Source organism: Trichloromonas sp. (assembly GCF_034006665.1).
Taxonomy (GTDB): domain Bacteria; phylum Desulfobacterota; class Desulfuromonadia; order Desulfuromonadales; family Trichloromonadaceae; genus Trichloromonas.
On the sequence record NZ_JAVESI010000035.1, the window covers coordinates 17387 to 36120 of the forward strand.

General features: G+C 58.9%; 14 protein-coding genes, 1 pseudogene and 1 CRISPR repeat array. Of the genes and pseudogenes, 11 read left to right on the plus strand and 4 right to left on the minus strand.

The window, feature by feature from the left end:
- The first annotated feature begins 16 nt into the window (after positions 1-16).
- From RBR25_RS12895 to csb2, 8 genes are all read left to right on the plus strand, one after another.
- A complete protein-coding gene (locus RBR25_RS12895; RefSeq protein ID WP_432819963.1) occupies positions 17-457 on the plus strand; it encodes an antitoxin Xre/MbcA/ParS toxin-binding domain-containing protein in 441 nt (146 codons plus the stop codon).
- Positions 458-649: 192 nt separating this feature from the next.
- Positions 650-1627: a helix-turn-helix transcriptional regulator gene (locus tag RBR25_RS12900; protein WP_432819964.1), complete on the plus strand. Its 978-nt coding sequence runs from the start codon at positions 650-652 to the stop codon at positions 1625-1627.
- 79 nt (positions 1628-1706) lie between these two features.
- Positions 1707-2090 (plus strand): HIRAN domain-containing protein, encoded by a 384-nt coding sequence (locus tag RBR25_RS12905; RefSeq protein ID WP_432819965.1) that lies wholly within the window; start codon positions 1707-1709, stop codon positions 2088-2090.
- Positions 2091-2092: 2 nt separating this feature from the next.
- Positions 2093-2617, plus strand: a complete 525-nt coding sequence (locus RBR25_RS12910) for a hypothetical protein (RefSeq protein ID WP_432819966.1) — start codon at positions 2093-2095, stop codon at positions 2615-2617.
- Positions 2610-5264, plus strand: a complete 2655-nt coding sequence (gene cas3g / locus RBR25_RS12915) for a type I-G CRISPR-associated helicase/endonuclease Cas3g (protein WP_432819967.1) — start codon at positions 2610-2612, stop codon at positions 5262-5264. The genes RBR25_RS12910 and cas3g overlap by 8 nt, the downstream gene beginning before the upstream one ends.
- The gene (cas8g1, locus tag RBR25_RS12920; RefSeq protein ID WP_432819968.1) at positions 5261-7405 is read left to right on the plus strand and encodes a type I-G CRISPR-associated protein Cas8g1/Csx17; all 2145 of its coding nucleotides are present in this window, start codon (positions 5261-5263) and stop codon (positions 7403-7405) included. The genes cas3g and cas8g1 overlap by 4 nt, the downstream gene beginning before the upstream one ends.
- Before the next feature lie 15 nt (positions 7406-7420).
- Entirely contained in the window at positions 7421-8434 is a 1014-nt protein-coding gene (cas7g, locus tag RBR25_RS12925; protein WP_432819969.1) for a type I-G CRISPR-associated RAMP protein Csb1/Cas7g, read from the plus strand.
- 2 nt (positions 8435-8436) lie between these two features.
- Positions 8437-10026 (plus strand): type I-G CRISPR-associated protein Csb2, encoded by a 1590-nt coding sequence (csb2, locus tag RBR25_RS12930; RefSeq protein ID WP_432819970.1) that lies wholly within the window; start codon positions 8437-8439, stop codon positions 10024-10026.
- A gap of 56 nt (positions 10027-10082) precedes the next feature.
- Here the strand turns inward: csb2 and RBR25_RS12935 are convergent, their stop codons facing one another.
- Positions 10083-10382 carry a hypothetical protein gene (locus tag RBR25_RS12935; protein ID WP_432819971.1) on the minus strand — a complete coding sequence of 100 codons (300 nt, stop codon included), beginning with the start codon at positions 10380-10382 and terminating at the stop codon, positions 10083-10085.
- On the minus strand, positions 10372-10641 hold the full coding sequence (locus tag RBR25_RS12940) for an AbrB/MazE/SpoVT family DNA-binding domain-containing protein (protein ID WP_432819972.1): 270 nt from the start codon (positions 10639-10641) through the stop codon (positions 10372-10374). Before RBR25_RS12940 ends, RBR25_RS12935 begins: the two co-directional genes overlap by 11 nt.
- Positions 10642-10725: 84 nt before the next feature.
- On the opposite strand from RBR25_RS12940, the gene cas4g/cas1g reads away from it, so the two are divergent.
- From cas4g/cas1g to RBR25_RS12955, 3 genes and pseudogenes are all read left to right on the plus strand, one after another.
- On the plus strand, positions 10726-12399 hold the full coding sequence (cas4g/cas1g, locus tag RBR25_RS12945) for a CRISPR-associated endonuclease Cas4g/Cas1g (RefSeq protein WP_432819973.1): 1674 nt from the start codon (positions 10726-10728) through the stop codon (positions 12397-12399).
- A gap of 5 nt (positions 12400-12404) precedes the next feature.
- Positions 12405-12692: a CRISPR-associated endonuclease Cas2 gene (gene cas2 / locus RBR25_RS12950; protein ID WP_432819974.1), complete on the plus strand. Its 288-nt coding sequence runs from the start codon at positions 12405-12407 to the stop codon at positions 12690-12692.
- A gap of 221 nt (positions 12693-12913) precedes the next feature.
- Positions 12914-16896: direct repeats of the CRISPR family, unit length 37 nt; unit sequence ATCTTCCGGGGCATCTCCGCCCCGGCCTCATTGAAGC.
- 89 nt (positions 16897-16985) lie between these two features.
- A pseudogene (locus tag RBR25_RS12955) lies at positions 16986-17195 on the plus strand (DDE-type integrase/transposase/recombinase); the annotation flags it as partial.
- Here the strand turns inward: RBR25_RS12955 and RBR25_RS12960 are convergent.
- Together RBR25_RS12960 and RBR25_RS12965 are read right to left on the minus strand one after the other, a co-directional pair.
- Positions 17103-17879 (minus strand): HD-GYP domain-containing protein, encoded by a 777-nt coding sequence (locus RBR25_RS12960; protein WP_432819975.1) that lies wholly within the window; start codon positions 17877-17879, stop codon positions 17103-17105. The pseudogene RBR25_RS12955 and the gene RBR25_RS12960 sit on opposite strands and share 93 nt — an antisense overlap.
- Positions 17873-18595 carry a diguanylate cyclase gene (locus tag RBR25_RS12965; RefSeq protein WP_432819976.1) on the minus strand — a complete coding sequence of 241 codons (723 nt, stop codon included), beginning with the start codon at positions 18593-18595 and terminating at the stop codon, positions 17873-17875. The genes RBR25_RS12960 and RBR25_RS12965 overlap by 7 nt, the downstream gene beginning before the upstream one ends.
- Between the last annotated feature and the right edge of the window lie 139 nt (positions 18596-18734).

Sequence of the window (18734 nt, forward strand, 5' to 3'; positions counted from 1 at the left end):
AGAAGGAGAACTGCCGATGGAACCCTTGGTCGTCATCTACCTCGGCCTCAGCGTATTCTTGCTGATTGCCTGCGCGATCATTCTTCATGACCAGATCATTGATCGGCGCGTACGGAAAGAAAGCCGCGCACTCGCCTCTGCAACAGGCCGGACCACGGAAAACCGCCAGAACCCCTTGCTGCGGCAACTGATCACCGACCTGGGAGAGCTCCCGGATGACGCCTCTTTTGCGCAGATCAAAGCCGCCCTTGACCGGGCGGCTTTTCAAACCGTGCCGGAGACTCTCCGGCGTCGCGCGCTGGAGGTTTTCGGTGACGAGGTCAGCGCAGCGGAATGGTTGACGACGAGAATCATGGTTTTGGGCGGACAGACGCCGATCGACACCTTGATGCGCGCGGATGGGGAAGGAGAGGTGCTCGCGATTCTCGGCCGCATCGAGCATGGGATATATTCGTGACGGGTTGGTTGCACACTCCCTTTGGAGGTGGGCGTTGCAAGTATCTGACGGCTGCTCGATAACCTTCTTGGCTCAAACTGTCATGAGAAGGTTGTCATCTCCGTGAATTCAGACTATGTTAATGCCTTCCATGGAATGAAATGTGAGCCGGAATTCTCGGTTCAGGATGAATCCTACCTTGGAGGGCGGTCCATGGTCGAACATCTCGTCTTTGAACGGTATAGCTGGTTCGATGCCCAGATTCGCGCCGGCAACTACCCCAACGCCGGCACGCTCGCCCGTCAATTCGAGATCTGCCAGCGCACCGCGCAGCGCACCATCGAGAAAATGCGTGACCGTCTAGGCGCTCCCCTTGAATACGATCCCGCTCGCAAGGGGTATTTCTACCCCGAAACCAGCTTCACCCTGCCTCAGTTCCTCGTTTCCCAGAATGAACTTCTCGCCATCCTCCTCGCTCGCAACCTGCTGTCGCAAAGCGCCGGTGGCATCCTCAGTGACGCCATCGCTTCCTTCGGCAAGAAACTGCTTGCCCAAACCGGCGAACTCGGCCTCGGCGAACAGCGGCTGCGCGACTCCTTTTCCGCTATTTGGAACGGCTATCCCCCGGCCGACGGCCAGACCTTTCAGGCTCTCGCCAGCGCTCTGCTTCAGAGCCGCAGGGTCGCATTTCGCTACTATTCCCCCGTCCGCGATCAATGGACCGATCGGACCGCCGATCCCTACCATCTACAACACTACAACGGTAGCTGGATACTGCTGGCTTGGTGCCGCTGGCGGGAGCGGTGGAGTAAGTTCAACGTGTCGCGCATTGAGAACCTGCGAATGACCGAACAGACCTTCGTTCCTGAGCCGAAAGAACAATGGTGGCCCAAGATAAAGGGCGCTTTCGGGATTTTTCAGGACGGTGACCTGAAAACCGTCACGTTGCGATTCTCACCCTTTCGGGCACGGTGGATCGCCCGGGAGCTTTGGCATTCACAACAAGAAATGCTGACCGAGCCCGATGGTTCGCTGCGCATGCGGCTGGTGGTTACTGACTATCGTGAAATTAAATTGCGGATCATGCAGTACGGCGCCGACGTCGAAGTGCTCGAACCGGACGAACTGCGCGCCGAGATTCTCGGCGAAATCGGGCGAATGGCCGAGCTTTACGAAAAAACGAAAAAATAAATCGGGCCTACGGCGCTAGGTGTCACAGGTCATGACGTAAGCTACTCCGCAGAATGGGATTTTTATCGCGAAGGTGCTTATGAAAACCGGACGCCGCTCCTTTCTGCATGGCCTGCCGTTTCTAGCCATCTCCGCGCGGCCTGCGGTCGGCAGGCCGGTTCATTACGATCTCAACCATTTCCCCGTCGCGGGATTTCAATACTATGCCGGTCCCGCCAGCATCCACCAGTTCCGGCCCGGCAACTCCTTTGACCTGGTCGCCGAGCCGGAGAACCACTTCGACGCCTATGCCGTGCGCATCGAGCACCAAGGCGTCAAGCTCGGCTACGTCCCGCGCACCGACAACCGCCATCTCAGCCGACTGCTGCGGCAGGGGGCAAAACTGACCTGTCGGGTGACGGATGTCAGGCCCGAGGGGCCGACCTGGCGGATGCTACAGGTGACGGTGGGGATGGAGGGATAGCCATGATTAAACGCTCTCGTATCCCCGTTGGCCGCAATGATCGGTCATTCCGTCCCGCCCCCGCCTGGCTGCGCGGAATGACCGCCACCGGCGACTGGTTGTTTCGTTGTATCGATTGGATGGTGGAGAACTCTGCCGGTTGGGCTGTTTTTTTCATCGTTCTTTCATGGGTGGGTATCGGCCTCTGGCTGGGCTCGGAGGAAGGTTTTTGTGTCGGCCTGCTGGCGGGCGCCCTGCTCGGCCCGTTTCTCGGACTGGCGTTGGCGGTGCTGGCAATACCCCTGCTGTGGCTGGCGATCCTAGTCGGTAGGATGTTGCACTTGGCGAATGCATGTCTTGCCTGGTTGGGCAAATGGCAATTGCCGGATGAGTACGAACGCCCCCGACCGATAGGCACCTCGGCGATGCGGATCGATGTCGAGCCGACACCGCTGCCGGTTGCGATTCCGGAGCGACAAAAGCGGCAGGGAAATTTTCTCACCGGCTTGGTGATCGGATGGATGCTGGGGATTTGGTGGGATGAGTGAAGGTTATTTTTCAGAAGAGGAGTATCGAATGGAATCGTTCGAGGAATTTTTTCATCGGTTAACTGGCCATGCGATGCCACATGACTGGCAGGTTGAACTAATAAGACAGAGCATATGCGCCAACCGACTAATCCGTATTCCTACCGGATTTGGTAAGACGCTTGGCATTCTTGCCGTGTGGTTATGGCATCGTGTTATCCAGAGAGACGAAAGTTGGCCTAGGCGGCTGATTTGGTGTCTACCGATGCGGGTGTTGGTGGAGCAGACCGCGGAGGAAGTGCGCTTGGGACTTGAGTCAATCGGTCTTTTCTGGGCAGGTGGCGAACATGCCGGAAAGGTTGGCGTTCATCTGCTGATGGGCGGAGCGGATGGCGGCGATTGGCAACTCTACCCTGAGGAATGCGCGGTTCTGATTGGAACCCAGGACATGCTCCTGTCCCGGGCTCTAAATCGCGGATATGGGGCGGCACGTGCCCGCTGGCCGATGGAATTCGGGCTGCTCAGCCAGGATGCGCTGTGGGTGATGGACGAGGTGCAATTGATGGATGTCGGCTTGGCGACCTCAGCCCAGTTGCAGGCGTTTCGCGATGACGACGCTACGACGCGGAAGCTCTTCAGGCCGGTGCATACTTGGTGGATGAGTGCGACGCTGCAAGAGAGTTGGCTGAAAAAGAGCCCGGACACAGCAATGCTCACCAGCGGATTGCCCCCTGTAAATATCTCTGCCGAAGCGCGGGTAGGCCGGTTGTGGGACGATGTCGAAAAGCCTTGCCGACTGGACCCCGTTAAAGATGCCAAGGCCATCGCCAAGTTGGTTGCCTCCGAGCATGCTGCCGCCGGCAAAGGGGAGCGCGGGCCGACATTGGTGGTGCTCAATCGAGTCCAGACGGCCGTGACGGTCTATGCGGTGTTAGCCAAGGAGAAATCCCTGACCGGCACGGATATCCGCTTGATACACAGCCGCTTTCGGCCGGCCGAACGGGCCGGATGGCGGTCGGCTTTCCTCAACCGGAACGCCTGTGCTCCGGGGACCGACCGGATCATTGTCGCCACTCAGGTGATCGAAGCCGGGGTCGATATATCGGCCGCGTTGCTTGTCACCGAACTGGCACCCTGGGCCAGTTCGGTGCAGCGATTTGGTCGTGCCGCTCGCTGGGGAGGAATTGCGCAGGTGATTGTCGTCGACACCGGGCCGAAGGACGACAAGGCGGCGGCTCCCTATGCCGTCGAGACGATCAATGCGGCACGCGAGGCTCTTTCACAACTTTCGGATGTGGCGCCGAAGTCGCTTGAAGTTTTCGAGGAGGAGCATGCCGACCTCCTTCCCCGCCTTTATCCCTTCGAACCAACCCATCTGCTGCTGCGCCACGAACTCGACGAACTCTTCGATACCACGCCCGATTTGTCCGGCACCGACATCGACATCAGCCGGTTCATCCGTTCCGGCGACGAGCGCGATCTTCAGGTTTTTTGGGAAGAAATCGCTGAAAAGGGAATGCCCCCCGATGACTTGCGACTGTCCAGGGAGGCGCTTTGTGCCGTTCCCTTTTTTGCGGCCAAGGCTTGGTTGTGTGGCAAGAACAATCGGTTGAACAAAGGGATGCATGCCTGGGTCTGGGATTGGCTGGAAGGGACCTGGCGCACTGCCGAGGGGCGGGATTTCTATCCCGGTCAAACCCTTCTGGTTGCGGCACAGTGCGGCGGCTACGACATGACTAGCGGTTGGGATGAAGGCTCGTCCTCACCCGTCCCGACAGTGTCCGCGGCGGTACCCCAGACGGCAGATATGGCCGATGCCGCGCAGGACGACGAATCGCTGAGCAGGGCCGCTAGCTGGCAGACTATCGCCACCCACGGCCGCGAGGTCGGCCGATTGGCAGGGTTCATTGCCGGCGAATTGATCCCGGAGCACTCTGATTTGTACGATCTTGGCGGACGGATTCACGATATCGGCAAATCGCATGTTGTCGCATTCCAGTCCCAAATCGTCGACACCGACCGTCCCGACCGGAACGATTTGGCCAAGGCGCCTGACCCTGCTTGGGCGCGCAACAAGGGCCGACGCGGCTACCGTCACGAACTGGCGACGGTGTTGGCGCTGTTTGACGTGTTGCAGCGTCACGACCCCGACCACCCGGCACTGCTCGGGCCATGGCGCGATTTTCTGGCTGCGGCAGGCATGGAGCCCGTCATCCCTCTACCATCGTCGGAACTGCCGACACCTATCGAGCAAGAGGTTCTTGCCCTTTCCGCAGAACATTTCAATCTGCTGCTCTATCTGGTCTGCGCACACCACGGCAAGGTTCGCCTGACGTGGCATGCCTGCCCGGCGGATCAGAAAGCGACGGATACCGTCCTGCGCATTCGCGGGATTCGAGACGGCGAGGTTTTACCGCCATTGCCTCTATTCACCGCCGACGGCAGTACGGCGCGCTTTCCGGAAAGTCGCCTTGATCTGCTCCCGGCCGCAGCCGGTCTCAATCCCCGGACCGGTCCGGGATGGACTGAGCGAGTGCTGTCGCTGCTGGCGACCTACGGGCCGTTCGGCTTGGCCTGGCATGAAGCGATCATGCGGGCTGCCGATCAGCGGGTGTCGATGACGACGGTTGCGGCCGACGATCTGCTCAGCGGGGAGGTGATGCCATGAAGATGCACATTCACGAGTTGAGCGGTTGTGCTCCTGCGCCCCTCGCCCACTACCTGAAGGCGCTCGGCATTCTGCGGTTGGTCGCCGAACAGGCCGATCCGCAGGCCCGTGGATGGTGGGAGGGGGAGCGTTTTCGACTGGCGACGGTGCTGGGCCGGGATGCCTTGGAAAGGTTCTTCCTGGAAAAGTATGAGCCGACGCCGATATTTAACCCATGGGGTGGACGGTCCGGTTTTTACCCTGGGAGTTCGGAAAAAAGCGCACGATTAGTATTGGAGAATATTGAACAAACGTCTGACCTGCGTTTCAAGGTGTACAAGGAGACGGTTAAGGTGGTCCGTGCCACCTTAACCACAGTGACCAAAGGGAAAAAACCTGACGATGACGACAAAAGTCGACTTATTCAATCCTTACGCCATTCCGTTCGGGGCAAATCCACGCTTTGGTTGGATGCCGTGGCTTCGATCATCGGTGCCGGCAATGAACTTGAGGTAAAACACCCGGCCATTTTCGGCACTGGGGGGAATGAAGGCAGCGGAAGCTATACGGCGGCATACATGGCGGCTATCGAGCAGTGCCTAATGAAAAAGGCATGGGCACATGCCTTGCCGCTGGTCTTGTTCAGCGAGAGCACTAACCCGCATTGCGACTGGGCCCAGTCAATGGGGCAATTTATACCTGGGGCAGCGGCAACTCCCTGGGATTTGCTGCTGGCCTTGGAAGGTGGTTGCATAGTGCGCTCAGCCGTTGCCACACGAAGCTCTACATCCAGTACCCGGTGGATGTCCTCACCGTTTTATATGGCGCCAACTTCATTCGGTTACCCTAGCGAGGCGAGGATTGACGAGTTCAAACTCAACAAGGGTAAGGAGCTTCCTGGGCAAGGTGAACAATGGTTCCCACTTTGGCGTCAGCCAATGTTGGCATCGGAAGTTTCCCAGATGTTCGTTGATGGGCGAGCGACGACAGTTCGCGGCAAAGCCGTGGATGCATGGTCAATGGTGCGAGCCATTGCCTCGCTAGGGGTCCGACAAGGAATTCACGAATTCGTCAGGTATGGTTACCAGCAGCGCAATAATCTTGCGACCCATTTTGCCGTTCCTCTCGGCCGCTTCCGAGTCCCCGAAAAGCTCTCTCCCCAGCTCCCCTGCCTTGACGACCTTGACCGCTATCGTTGGCTCTTCACTCTGCGCCGCGAGGCCCGAGACAAGAACGCTCCTGCCCGGTTCCGGCAAGCTGAGCGGGCTCTTGGGGATGCGCTTTTTGCTGTCACGCAGAACCCAGAAAACCCGGCCGACTGGCAGGCAGTTCTACTGGCCCTAGCAAAGGTGGAAGCGGTAATGGTTTCGGGGAGTGGCTTCAGGGCCGGGCCGATTCCGCCGTTGCGCCCCGAATGGGTTGCAGCGGCCAACGACGGTTCGGCTGAATTCCGCTTGGCCCTTGCCCTGGCCTTGCAGACGGACCCCGACAACCGATACGACTGGACCAGCAGTGTGCGCCGGCATTGGCTGCCGATGCAGGGGAGAGGTCAGTTTGCCAAGTCGGGAACCGGAACCCAGACACGACTACTGAAAAGGACAGACGTTGTCATCCATGGCCGCAGCGGTTTGGACGATGCCATTGCCCTTGTGCGTCGTCGGCTTATCGAAGCAGCTCAGAACGGGCGGCGACGATTGCCACTTGCTCCAACACAACGAGATGGCGCCACGCCAGCCGATATCGGCCGGCTCTTGGCCGGAGGCATCGACCTCGACCGTACTCTGGAACTGTCTCGGGCGCTCATGGCCCTCGATCTTCGCCGCTGGAAAGGGGACTGCGTTCCGCCTTCGTCTTGGCAACACGACACCCCCGACGATGCCTGGCTTGCCATTCGACTGGCTCACCTGCCATGGCCTTTGAAAGATGGGCTCGAGATCGGCATCGACCCGGCCATTCTCCGACGGCTGGAGAGTGGCGATGCCGCCACGGCTTTCGAACTGGCCCGCCGCCGCCTGCGCGCCGCCGGTATCGGCACCACGGTGCAGTGCGCCACCGTTTCCCCCGAAACCGCACGGCTCTGGGCAGCGGCCTTGGCCTTCCCGATTTCTAAAAACACCGCTGGATATTTCGTCCGTCGTCTCGATCCCAACGCCAACATCTGACCAAGGAGGATTGCCATGTCCGTCGATCTATCGCCCCTCAACACCGCCAAACGCCTGCTCTTCACCATTCCGCTGACTCCCCTGCAGGGGCAACGGTTCCAACCGACCGGCTTTCCGTCCCTCGGTGCCGCGACCTTCCAGACCAAACAGGGGACTTCGCTGCTGGTCGAGAGTGCGCAGAGCATGGCCAACCGCCTCGAACTGACCATCTGGGACGAGGCCAGCAATGCTTTGAACCCTGACTTTGCCAGTCTGTCCCATGTTCGGGTTAGCCGGAATGGGAACTTCCTTACCGACAGTATTTTGGAACCGCATCGTTTGAACAGTGCCTATATTGAAAAGTCGGCGCCACTTGAAAGCCAACCTCAGATTCATACGGCAATTAAGAGCCGGATTTTCCCGAATGACTCACCTCTTCTGAACAGAAACTGGTTGGCGGAGGCCCTCCTACATTTTGATATTGGTTCCTTACTCCATGGTGTTTTTCTCGAAAGCATCGATGGCCGTATCCGTGTCTCCCGTGCCATAGAGGCGTTCATAGAGGCTGACGGCGTACGAACCGCAGCTTCCGGCGGCGTCAAGAACGATCACGTCAATCCGTCCGGGATTACCAAAGACGGATTCGGCAATGTCCCCTTCGCGCGGGACGAATTTACCGCCGAGTCCTTGAACTTGTATGTCAAGCTCGATCTGGCTCAGATTCGTGGTTACGGGCTTGGTGCCGAAGTGGAACGTCTACTTATTCTGCTGGCCCTTTACAAAGTGCGTACTCTGCTCGACGGCAATCTGCGGCTTCGTACCGCCTGCGATCTTCAGGCTGTTAACGAGACGGTCAGCGCTACCGCCCCCAAAGGCTTTGCCCTGCCGCCGGGAACGGCATTGCTGGAGTCCTTGCGTCCTGCCATTGCTGCCTGCGCGGAAAGGATGACCGTCAGCGAAGTCAACTTCAACGACGAACTGAAAAAAGGTAAGGACCAGGAAAACGATGAAGCTGAGGCGGCCAACTCTACTGACCCAGACAAGGAGTGACCATGCCGACCTTGATCTTTACGTTCCCCGGTCGGCGTTACCATGCAACGCCTTGGGGCCACCACGTCAACGAAGGGATGGTTGAGTGGCCGCCCTCCCCCTGGCGGCTGCTGCGTGCGCTTCTCTCTGTCGGCTACACCAAGGGGAATTGGGATGGGGATGCGCCACCGTGGTTGGCTCAGAGCCTCATCGCCAAACTGGCGGAAGTGCTCCCCGAGTATCATCTGCCGCCGGCCGTTGGCGCCCATAGCCGCCACTACATGCCTATTGCTACGCTCGACAAGGGGAGGGAAAAAACAACCCTGGTTTTCGACACCTGGGCGCAGATCGACGAAGGCGCTCTGTATGTGACCTGGGATGTACAACTGACGGATGAGGAGAGGTCCCTTCTTGCCGATCTGACAGCAAAACTTGGCTATCTGGGGCGTGCCGAAAGCTGGGTTGAGGCGCGGTTGGCCGAAACGGGAGAGGCGATCCCGGAACCGAACAGCTCACCAAACGAAGCCCCACCGGGCTGGGGGTGGGAGCAGGTCTCGCTGCTGGCTCCCCAGCGGAAGGGCGATTACGGGTCATGGCGTCAAAAGGCCGAAGACGCCGTAGCTGCCAAGTTTCCGTTGCCGTCGAATGGAAAGAAGCTGTCGGCGAAAGAACAAAAACAGCGGGACAAAGAGTTGGAACCCTATCCGCTCGACCTTCTTGATGCCCTGCAAAAGGAGACATCCTGGCTGCAGAAACAAGGGTGGAGTCAACCTCCGGGCAGTCGTCGAGTGCTCTACTGGCGCAAACGCGATGCTCTCAGGGTCGGTGTGCCGGCTCAGGCTCGGCGTGTGAATGCTCCGCCGGTTCAGGCGATTCTTCTTTCCATGGCGACCGCCACCGGCAACCGCCACGCACTGCCGTCGGTCACCTACTCCCTGATTCACGGCGAGAGGCTGCACAAGACTCTAGTGAATAAGGTTAAGTCTCATCACCGCATCCTTTCTGGCTGCGACGAGAACCGCAAGCCACTAGGCGGACGCCATGAGCACGCCCACATCCTGCCGCTTGACCTCGACCGCGACGGACAACTCGACCACTTCTTGGTCTGGGCGCCGGCTGGGCTTGACGCTGCCGCACAAACAGCGGTACGGGCTGCGCGCAGGACTTATGCAAAAAACACCGACGCACTTCATCTGGCCTTGGCTGCATCTTGCAGTGAGTTATCAGAGCTGAATTCGCTGGCAGGGAATTGTAGCGATGGCCTTCGTTCAATCCTTGGTTTGGACGGTGCAACCGAATGGGTCAGCCATACTCCGTTCGTCCCTCCGCGCCATCTCAAGTCCAACGGCAAGAACAGCCTGGCCGGACAAATTGGCGCGGAACTGGAGACTCGGAACTTCCCGGCACCTGTGGAAGTGGTGATCGTCGATCCACGGGAAAACCCTGAGTTTCTGCGGCATCGACATTTTACGCGGATTCGCAAACACGGACCGCCACCGTTCGTCAATTGTGGTTTTACAGTTCGGCTTCGGTTTGCTGAGCCCGTTGTTGGGCCGCTTTGTCTCGGCTACGGCAGCCACTACGGCCTTGGCCTTTTCGCACCCAAGGTATAATGCGACTGTGTGGTAGAGAAATTGGAATATACGGGAAGAAGGGCAGGTGGGAAGGATTACTTGCGGTGGTACGCCTTGTCGTGCTGCACATGCAGGCTGACCAGCACCAGGGTCGGGCCGTTGAGCAAGCAGGCGATGGCCCGGGAGCTGCCGGTGACGCGCAGGGAGTAGAGTTGCTGCCCGGTGGTCGGTTCGATCATCCCGTGGAGTTTTTCGAAGTTCAGGCCGGGATGTTTCCACAATTCGGGGAGGTCGAGCGCTTGCAGCAGCACCAGCATTTTGGCCGCCGCTTTGCGCACCGGCAATTCGGCGGCCATGACCGCTTCGTCGAAGGCGGGACGGATTTCAATCCTCACCGGACCACCTTTGGGCGACTTTTTCCGCGTCCTTCTCGGTTTCGATCTTCTCCGAGGGGCGGGAATCGGTCAGAGATCGAGAGATGGCTTCCTTGGTCTCGACGGTCCAGGCCCACAGCTGATGGCGGGGGACGGGTTCCACCGGTATCAGCAGGATGCGGCCGTCTTCGAGCACTTCGATATCCACCGTGTCGCCCGGTTTGATGCCGGTGGTGGGGGGCAGGGTAATCCGTCGGCGGGAATCTGTTTGTGTGAGCATGGGTTTCGACCTCCTGAAGCAAAAATAGCAGAGACCGATCATGTGGGCAATGCCCAATTTGGGAAATATTGCATGGAGGGTGTGATGAAGGCCACAAACGAAGACTTTCCCCTGATCCCGGTACGGATGCTCAACGAATTCGTCTATTGTCCCCGGCTCGGCTATCAGATGTGGGTCCAGGGCGAGTTCGCGCCCAGCGCCGACACGGTGGACGGAACCATCAAGCACCGACGGGTGGATCGTAAAGGCGGAGCGCCGTTGCCGGAATCCCCGGAGAAAGACGAATTGATCCACTCGCGGTCGGTCAGTCTCGGTTCCGACCTGCTGGGGATCACGGCCAAGATCGACTTGGTCGAAGGGACGGGAAACGAGGTACGTCCCGTGGATTACAAGCGGGGCAAGCGCCCCCATGTGGCGAGCGGCGCCTACGATCCCGAGCGGGTCCAGTTGTGCGCCCAAGGCCTGTTGTTGCGGGAACAAGGATACGAATGCCCCGGCGGCGAACTCTATTTTGTCGCCTCGAAAGAGCGGGTTCCGGTCGTCTTCGATGATGCCTTGATGGAACTGACCCAGGCCGCTATCCGAAATTTCCGAGCGATGGCACGGGAGGGAAATATCCCCCCGCCGCTGGAGGACAGCCCCAAATGTCCTCGCTGTTCGCTGGTTGGAATCTGCCTGCCCGAAGAAATCCGCTTTTTAGGCCAGGCAGGGTTGCCGCCTCGGCCGATCTTCGCCGCAAACGAAAAGGGTCTGCCGCTGTACGTGCAATCGCCTCGGGCCTATGTGCGCAAGGACGGCGAACGATTGGTTATCGAGGTCGAAAAAGAGAAGGTTGCGACAGCGGCCTATGGCGATACCTCGCAGGTAGTGCTGTTCGGCAACGCCAGCCTCTCCACGCCCGCCTTGCACGAATGCCTGGTTCGGGAAATCCCCGTTACCTGGCTTAGTTACGGCGGCTGGTTCATGGGGCACACGGTAAGCACCGGGCATCGCAACGTGGAGACGCGAACCTCTCAATACCGGGCCAGTTTCGATTCCGAAGTTTGTCTGCGTCTGGCCCGGCGCCTGGTCGCCGGCAAAATCGCCAATGGCCGCACACTGCTGAAACGGAATTGGAAAGAGGAGGGGGAAGATGTGGAACCGGCTCTGGCGGCATTGCATCGGGGAATTCGGTCGGCCATGCGGTCCGACTCGCTGGAAACACTCTTGGGCGTGGAGGGGACGGCGGCTGGACGCTACTTCGAGAAATTCTCCGGCATGTTCAGCGGCGCAAACGATGGCGCCATGGCGTTCGACATGACCTGCCGCAACCGCCGGCCGCCTCGCGATCCCGTCAACGCCCTGCTTTCCTTCGCCTATGCCATGCTCACCCGCGAGTGGACCGTGACCCTGGCCGCCGTCGGACTCGATCCCTATCGGGGTTTCTATCATCAACCTCGGTTCGGCCGGCCGGCCCTGGCGCTCGACATGATGGAGCCCTTCCGGCCGCTGATCGCCGACTCGACGGTGCTGACGGCGATCAACAACGGCGAAGTCCGGCGGGAAGATTTCGTTCACGCCGCTGGCGCATGTAACCTAACCGAAAAGGGGAGAAAGAGTTTTATCGCCGCCTTTGAACGGCGAATGAATCAGGAGGTGACCCATCCGATCTTCAAATATCGGCTGAGCTACCGTCGGTTGCTGGAAGTGCAGGCCCGGTTGCTGATCCGTTTTCTGACGGGGGAGATCCCTTCGTATCCCGTTTTCGTGACCCGGTAACGGCCATGGATCATCTTTATATCGTCAGCTACGATGTCGGCAACCCGCGCCGCTGGCGTCGTCTCTTCAAAACCATGCACGGCTACGGCGAATGGTTGCAGTTGTCGGTATTCCAGTGCCGGCTGGGAAAAATGCGGATGTTGCAGTTGGAAGCCGCTATCAGCGAAATCGTCAATCACCGCGAAGACCATGTGCTGATTCTCGACCTGGGTCCGGCCGAGAACGTCATCCCTCATGTTCGCAGTATCGGCAAGAGTTTCGAGCCGATCCAGCGGGATCCGGTGATCGTTTGATGGCCGTCCTTGCGGGGCGCTGTTGCCTGAACCGTGCGAGAGCTGAGGTGGTGGTGAAAGGGCGGGAGGTGCTCGAACGGGATAAGTTCTTTGAAAATCGAATAGTTGTTCTTTTGCAAGAGGGGTATGGCCAAGCCGGAATCGATTTTTCGGGATGTATTTACCAACCTCTCGAAAATATCCTCTTGAACCCGCGATTCATCTACTGTTACAACCAGACTATCTTCCGGGGCATCTCCGCCCCGGCCTCATTGAAGCCATCTCTTCGGCGAGGGTCAGGTAGGCGTGATGATCATCTTCCGGGGCATCTCCGCCCCGGCCTCATTGAAGCTGGAGAGCTTGGGTTACTGCGGCCGTTCGATCCTGATCTTCCGGGGCATCTCCGCCCCGGCCTCATTGAAGCCACAATGACCATCGGCGGTTGGGTGACGTAGCTGCCATCTTCCGGGGCATCTCCGCCCCGGCCTCATTGAAGCATAATTGTCGTTCTCCCATGCGTCCTTGATCTCTATTATCTTCCGGGGCATCTCCGCCCCGGCCTCATTGAAGCAAGCCTTTGGCCGGTTGACCGGTTCGCCCCTGGTCCTATCTTCCGGGGCATCTCCGCCCCGGCCTCATTGAAGCGTCGCCGATGCCGCCACGGAAACCATGGAGTTCAGCATCTTCCGGGGCATCTCCGCCCCGGCCTCATTGAAGCAACGCCTTTGGCAGCTCCGCGTCTGCGGCCTTCTCATCTTCCGGGGCATCTCCGCCCCGGCCTCATTGAAGCTAGTATGCAGACGCTGCGGACAGGCCGAAAATATCATCTTCCGGGGCATCTCCGCCCCGGCCTCATTGAAGCAAGAAGGCGAGGGGGAAATAATGGCGTGGAAACCATGATCTTCCGGGGCATCTCCGCCCCGGCCTCATTGAAGCACGCCGCGCTGAAAGGCTTCCGTTCCAAGTACCGCAATCTTCCGGGGCATCTCCGCCCCGGCCTCATTGAAGCCGGACGGCGTGACCGATGCTCTGGTCGGCGACAAAGATCTTCCGGGGCATCTCCGCCCCGGCCTCATTGAAGCGTTGCTGACGTTTTCGACGGTGTCGTAAATGTACTATCTTCCGGGGCATCTCCGCCCCGGCCTCATTGAAGCCAAAAATCGCCAGCCATCGTTTCTGCTCCGGCGAAATCTTCCGGGGCATCTCCGCCCCGGCCTCATTGAAGCCCCGCAAGGGCGGATACGTCAGCAGCGGTAAAAATTATCTTCCGGGGCATCTCCGCCCCGGCCTCATTGAAGCGGTCGAACCAGCGGTAGGCATCCATGCTGTTTCCGGATCTTCCGGGGCATCTCCGCCCCGGCCTCATTGAAGCAATCATATCGGGAGGGAGTAAAGAGCGGCGAAGCGTATCTTCCGGGGCATCTCCGCCCCGGCCTCATTGAAGCAACGTTTTTGGCTCTCTCTTCAAAAAGGGATATCTTATCTTCCGGGGCATCTCCGCCCCGGCCTCATTGAAGCAACGCCTATGCCGACACGCTCGACGGAACGGGAAGGATCTTCCGGGGCATCTCCGCCCCGGCCTCATTGAAGCGACGCCGGTAAAGAGGGAATCGGTGACAATCGGTGTATCTTCCGGGGCATCTCCGCCCCGGCCTCATTGAAGCTAGCGGATGACGTTAATCACGGGTCAGCTCGAAGTGATCTTCCGGGGCATCTCCGCCCCGGCCTCATTGAAGCTTCTTCGCGGTAGCCCTGTTCGGCGGCGTTGATCGTCATCTTCCGGGGCATCTCCGCCCCGGCCTCATTGAAGCGCTATGACGGAGATGCAGCCCTCTGCCGAGGCTGCTATCTTCCGGGGCATCTCCGCCCCGGCCTCATTGAAGCCGGGGTAACCCCGTCGCCCTGGATGACGCGGACATTGATCTTCCGGGGCATCTCCGCCCCGGCCTCATTGAAGCAAAGCCTGGCAGCGCGAGGCCATGGACGCCCGCTGCATCTTCCGGGGCATCTCCGCCCCGGCCTCATTGAAGCTCGTTGGCGAAGAGGAGGTAACATTGACCCCCGGCATCTTCCGGGGCATCTCCGCCCCGGCCTCATTGAAGCTGTCAATTTTCTGTTTTTCTCCAGTTACAGGATTTAATCTTCCGGGGCATCTCCGCCCCGGCCTCATTGAAGCCGCAATGCCGACATAGCTTTCGATGCGGTCTTTCGCATCTTCCGGGGCATCTCCGCCCCGGCCTCATTGAAGCAACGTCTGGACGACTGATGTCCGTCCGGCAACACCCATCTTCCGGGGCATCTCCGCCCCGGCCTCATTGAAGCTACCGTCTCGGTCGCGGCGTTGAATACCTCCATAAAATCTTCCGGGGCATCTCCGCCCCGGCCTCATTGAAGCGCTTCGAACCTGGCGATGCAGATGAGCCGCTCATCATCTTCCGGGGCATCTCCGCCCCGGCCTCATTGAAGCCTCACCCTGGCCGGCTATCTGGCCGAGATCCGGCGCGGATCTTCCGGGGCATCTCCGCCCCGGCCTCATTGAAGCCTTTTTTTCGGGGCGGCTTCCGTCCCGACGACAACATCTTCCGGGGCATCTCCGCCCCGGCCTCATTGAAGCGGTAAGGAAGACCTCGGCAACGGCGTCTACGTCGGATCTTCCGGGGCATCTCCGCCCCGGCCTCATTGAAGCGGGCAGCTCGGCGTCTGCGGCCTTCTCGGTGATGCCATCTTCCGGGGCATCTCCGCCCCGGCCTCATTGAAGCTTGAGGTCGATCGTCGCCGACTCGAACTCGCTCGACATCTTCCGGGGCATCTCCGCCCCGGCCTCATTGAAGCTTATTTGTCAGATCGGTAATAGTTCCCTTCATCTTGATCTTCCGGGGCATCTCCGCCCCGGCCTCATTGAAGCGCACTTTGTCCGACACATGGAGTTATACTAAACGCACATCTTCCGGGGCATCTCTGCCCCGGCCTCATTGAAGCTGGTGGTGGTAATGGTGTCGGTCTGCTCGCTACCATATCTTCCGGGGCATCTCCGCCCCGGCCTCATTGAAGCTCCGTGCAAATGAATAGCTCACCGGTCAACGTATTATCTTCCGGGGCATCTCCGCCCCGGCCTCATTGAAGCTACCGTGCTCTTGGATACGCCATTGCCCATGAGGGAGAATCTTCCGGGGCATCTCCGCCCCGGCCTCATTGAAGCAAGCGCCTCTCAAGAAGTTCTACCTGGACATCAACCAAATCTTCCGGGGCATCTCCGCCCCGGCCTCATTGAAGCTTTGCGCAAGGCATTGTACTTACGTGGGCAATCCAAGCATCTTCCGGGGCATCTCCGCCCCGGCCTCATTGAAGCCCGGTTGGGATCCGACATGTAGTACATTTACTGCTTATCTTCCGGGGCATCTCCGCCCCGGCCTCATTGAAGCATCTCTGGGTTAGATGTCTACTTGCCGGAGCTGACAATCTTCCGGGGCATCTCCGCCCCGGCCTCATTGAAGCTGCTTTGCGCTGTGCGCGAGCAAAGCGCGCTTCGAGCATCTTCCGGGGCATCTCCGCCCCGGCCTCATTGAAGCGGGCGCTCAAGGGGGTTGATGGGCTTCGGTTGCAGAATCTTCCGGGGCATCTCCGCCCCGGCCTCATTGAAGCGACGCCAAACCAGCGTTCAACGGGCGATTCCGACGAATCTTCCGGGGCATCTCCGCCCCGGCCTCATTGAAGCGTCATTATCCATGCGTTTGATGTCGTCATTTATGAATCTTCCGGGGCATCTCCGCCCCGGCCTCATTGAAGCTTGACATACAACCTTGAGAATTTGAGCATTGGATAATCTTCCGGGGCATCTCCGCCCCGGCCTCATTGAAGCGACGAATATATCTTTATAGTCGAGGGCTTCGCCGGATATCTTCCGGGGCATCTCCGCCCCGGCCTCATTGAAGCCACTGATTCTTCGGGTGGTGTTTTGCCTGATGAAAGATCTTCCGGGGCATCTCCGCCCCGGCCTCATTGAAGCATCGCAGTCTGGACCATCCTTGACTGGTAAACCACTATCTTCCGGGGCATCTCCGCCCCGGCCTCATTGAAGCTCCACCTGCTACCGATCTTTCATCTTTAAAATCGGGATCTTCCGGGGCATCTCCGCCCCGGCCTCATTGAAGCCATAACACCATCAGCAAGAATTCCACCAATATCATCATCTTCCGGGGCATCTCCGCCCCGGCCTCATTGAAGCACCGTTGTCTGCGGGCACCGCAGCCTGGAAGCCCAAAATCTTCCGGGGCATTTCCGCCGCGGCCTCGTATCTTCCTTTGCGGTCTGACGATCAAGAAGCTCAACCAAGTCTGGTGTGCCGACATTACCTACATCCCCATGCGGCGCGGCTTTCTGTACCTGGTGGTCATTATGGACTGGGCCAGCCGCAAGGTTCTCTCTTGGCGCTTATCCAATACCATGGATTCCGACTTCTGCGTGGACGTGCTCGAAGATGCGTTTGCCCGCTATGGCAAGCCCGAGATCTTCAGCACCAGACAGGCTCCTAGTAAGATGGGCTGGATTGACGGTTGCTCTGGTATTGAAAAAGACTTTTACCTTGTCCATGATCGATTCGAGAGCAAGAACCACTAGCGGGTCGAACTGGGTACCGGAGCAGCGCCGTATCTCAGCACAGGCAGCGGCAAGATCCGTTCGCTGGCGATAAGGCCGGTCTTGGAGCAGGGCCGACAGCGTATCGGCTACGGCAATGATCCGGGCGCCGAGAGGAATGTTGGCGCCGATCAGCCTGCATGGATACCCTTTGCCGTCGAAACGCTCGTGGTGGCAGAGAATCATATCCGCAATGCCATGCCTGCGAAACGCATCCACCGGGTTGACGATGGCAGCTCCGATTCCCGGATGGTGTCGCATCCAGTCCCATTCTTCAGGGCTGAGCGGCCCTTGTTTTTTCAGGACCACGTCAGGAATGCCGATTTTACCGATATCGTGCAGGTGCCCGGCCAGATGAATCATTTCCGCTTGGTCCGGCGATTGTCCCAAAGCTCTTGCGAGCATCTGGCTGACGACCGCTACTTCCTCGGAGTGATGGAAGGTCGCGGCGTCCCGCGCATCGACGGCATTGCCCAAGGCTTCGGCAAACTGATGGAGTTGACAGGTCTCCAAAGCGAATCCGGAGGAGCGAGGAATGGCCCGCACAGGGAAATGAAAGCTCGGTGTCAACATATCGACACCCGGTTGCGCCCGGTCGCTTTTGCTGCATAGAGGGCGGAGTCGGCTTCGGCGAAAAGGCGATCGAGCGACCGGCCAGGGGGCAATCCAGAGCCGCCAATGCTCACCGTCACCCCATGCCCTAGCAGCAGCGGCAAGGCAAAGCTTTCGACCTTTTGGCGCAATCGCTCGGCAATCTCTTTGGCTTCATCCAGAACCGTTCCTCGCAGCAAAATCAAAAACTCATCTCCTCCCCATCGGCAAAGGGCGTCCGAACGCCGTAGCCCCCGTCGCAGCACCTCCGAAACATCTCTCAATACCCCGTCGCCCATCTGATGGCCGTAGGTATCGTTGATCCGCTTGAAATGGTCAACGTCAGCTAGAAGCAGGGAGAAGGGAACAGACTTGACGACGAATTTCTCGACCTCCTCCCGGATGAGGGTGTCGGCGACGTGGCGGTTGAGGCAACTGGTCAATTTGTCATAATAGGCCTGTGCTTTGATATATTCATAATGGCTCTTAAGTGGGCGAACCAGGATGCGTTCGGCTAGATCCGCATGGAAGGCAATCCGCGAGTTGTCGAGCCCAATGACGAGCTTTCTGGCGAAGAGGAGATCAAGGAGTAGAAGGTCGATCAGCTTTCCCTCCCTTAGCCCCATACTTTTTAGTCGTCCGATTTCGACTGCGGAGCCATTCAATGCCAGCACTTCCGCCGTTTCACCGATATACATCTGATTGACAGGAATGATGCCACCGCAAAAAGAGAAGATCCGACAAATAGTTTAAATCATTAGATTATTTGCAATTTTTTTCTTGCGCCGGGACGTAATCTATGGTATATTCCTCAACAATTCCAATGCCTTGCGAGGG

Coding starts and splice junctions, on each gene's coding strand:
- RBR25_RS12910 (WP_432819966.1), top strand. CDS start 2,093: ATGATTAAACGCTCTCGTATCCCCGTTGGCCGCAATGATCGGTCATTC.
- cas3g (WP_432819967.1), top strand. CDS start 2,610: ATGAGTGAAGGTTATTTTTCAGAAGAGGAGTATCGAATGGAATCGTTC.
- RBR25_RS12965 (WP_432819976.1), bottom strand. CDS start 18,595: ATGTATATCGGTGAAACGGCGGAAGTGCTGGCATTGAATGGCTCCGCA.
- RBR25_RS12895 (WP_432819963.1), top strand. CDS start 17: ATGGAACCCTTGGTCGTCATCTACCTCGGCCTCAGCGTATTCTTGCTG.
- cas8g1 (WP_432819968.1), top strand. CDS start 5,261: ATGAAGATGCACATTCACGAGTTGAGCGGTTGTGCTCCTGCGCCCCTC.
- cas2 (WP_432819974.1), top strand. CDS start 12,405: ATGGATCATCTTTATATCGTCAGCTACGATGTCGGCAACCCGCGCCGC.
- cas4g/cas1g (WP_432819973.1), top strand. CDS start 10,726: ATGAAGGCCACAAACGAAGACTTTCCCCTGATCCCGGTACGGATGCTC.
- RBR25_RS12905 (WP_432819965.1), top strand. CDS start 1,707: ATGAAAACCGGACGCCGCTCCTTTCTGCATGGCCTGCCGTTTCTAGCC.
- RBR25_RS12900 (WP_432819964.1), top strand. CDS start 650: ATGGTCGAACATCTCGTCTTTGAACGGTATAGCTGGTTCGATGCCCAG.
- RBR25_RS12960 (WP_432819975.1), bottom strand. CDS start 17,879: ATGTTGACACCGAGCTTTCATTTCCCTGTGCGGGCCATTCCTCGCTCC.
- RBR25_RS12940 (WP_432819972.1), bottom strand. CDS start 10,641: ATGCTCACACAAACAGATTCCCGCCGACGGATTACCCTGCCCCCCACC.
- csb2 (WP_432819970.1), top strand. CDS start 8,437: ATGCCGACCTTGATCTTTACGTTCCCCGGTCGGCGTTACCATGCAACG.
- cas7g (WP_432819969.1), top strand. CDS start 7,421: ATGTCCGTCGATCTATCGCCCCTCAACACCGCCAAACGCCTGCTCTTC.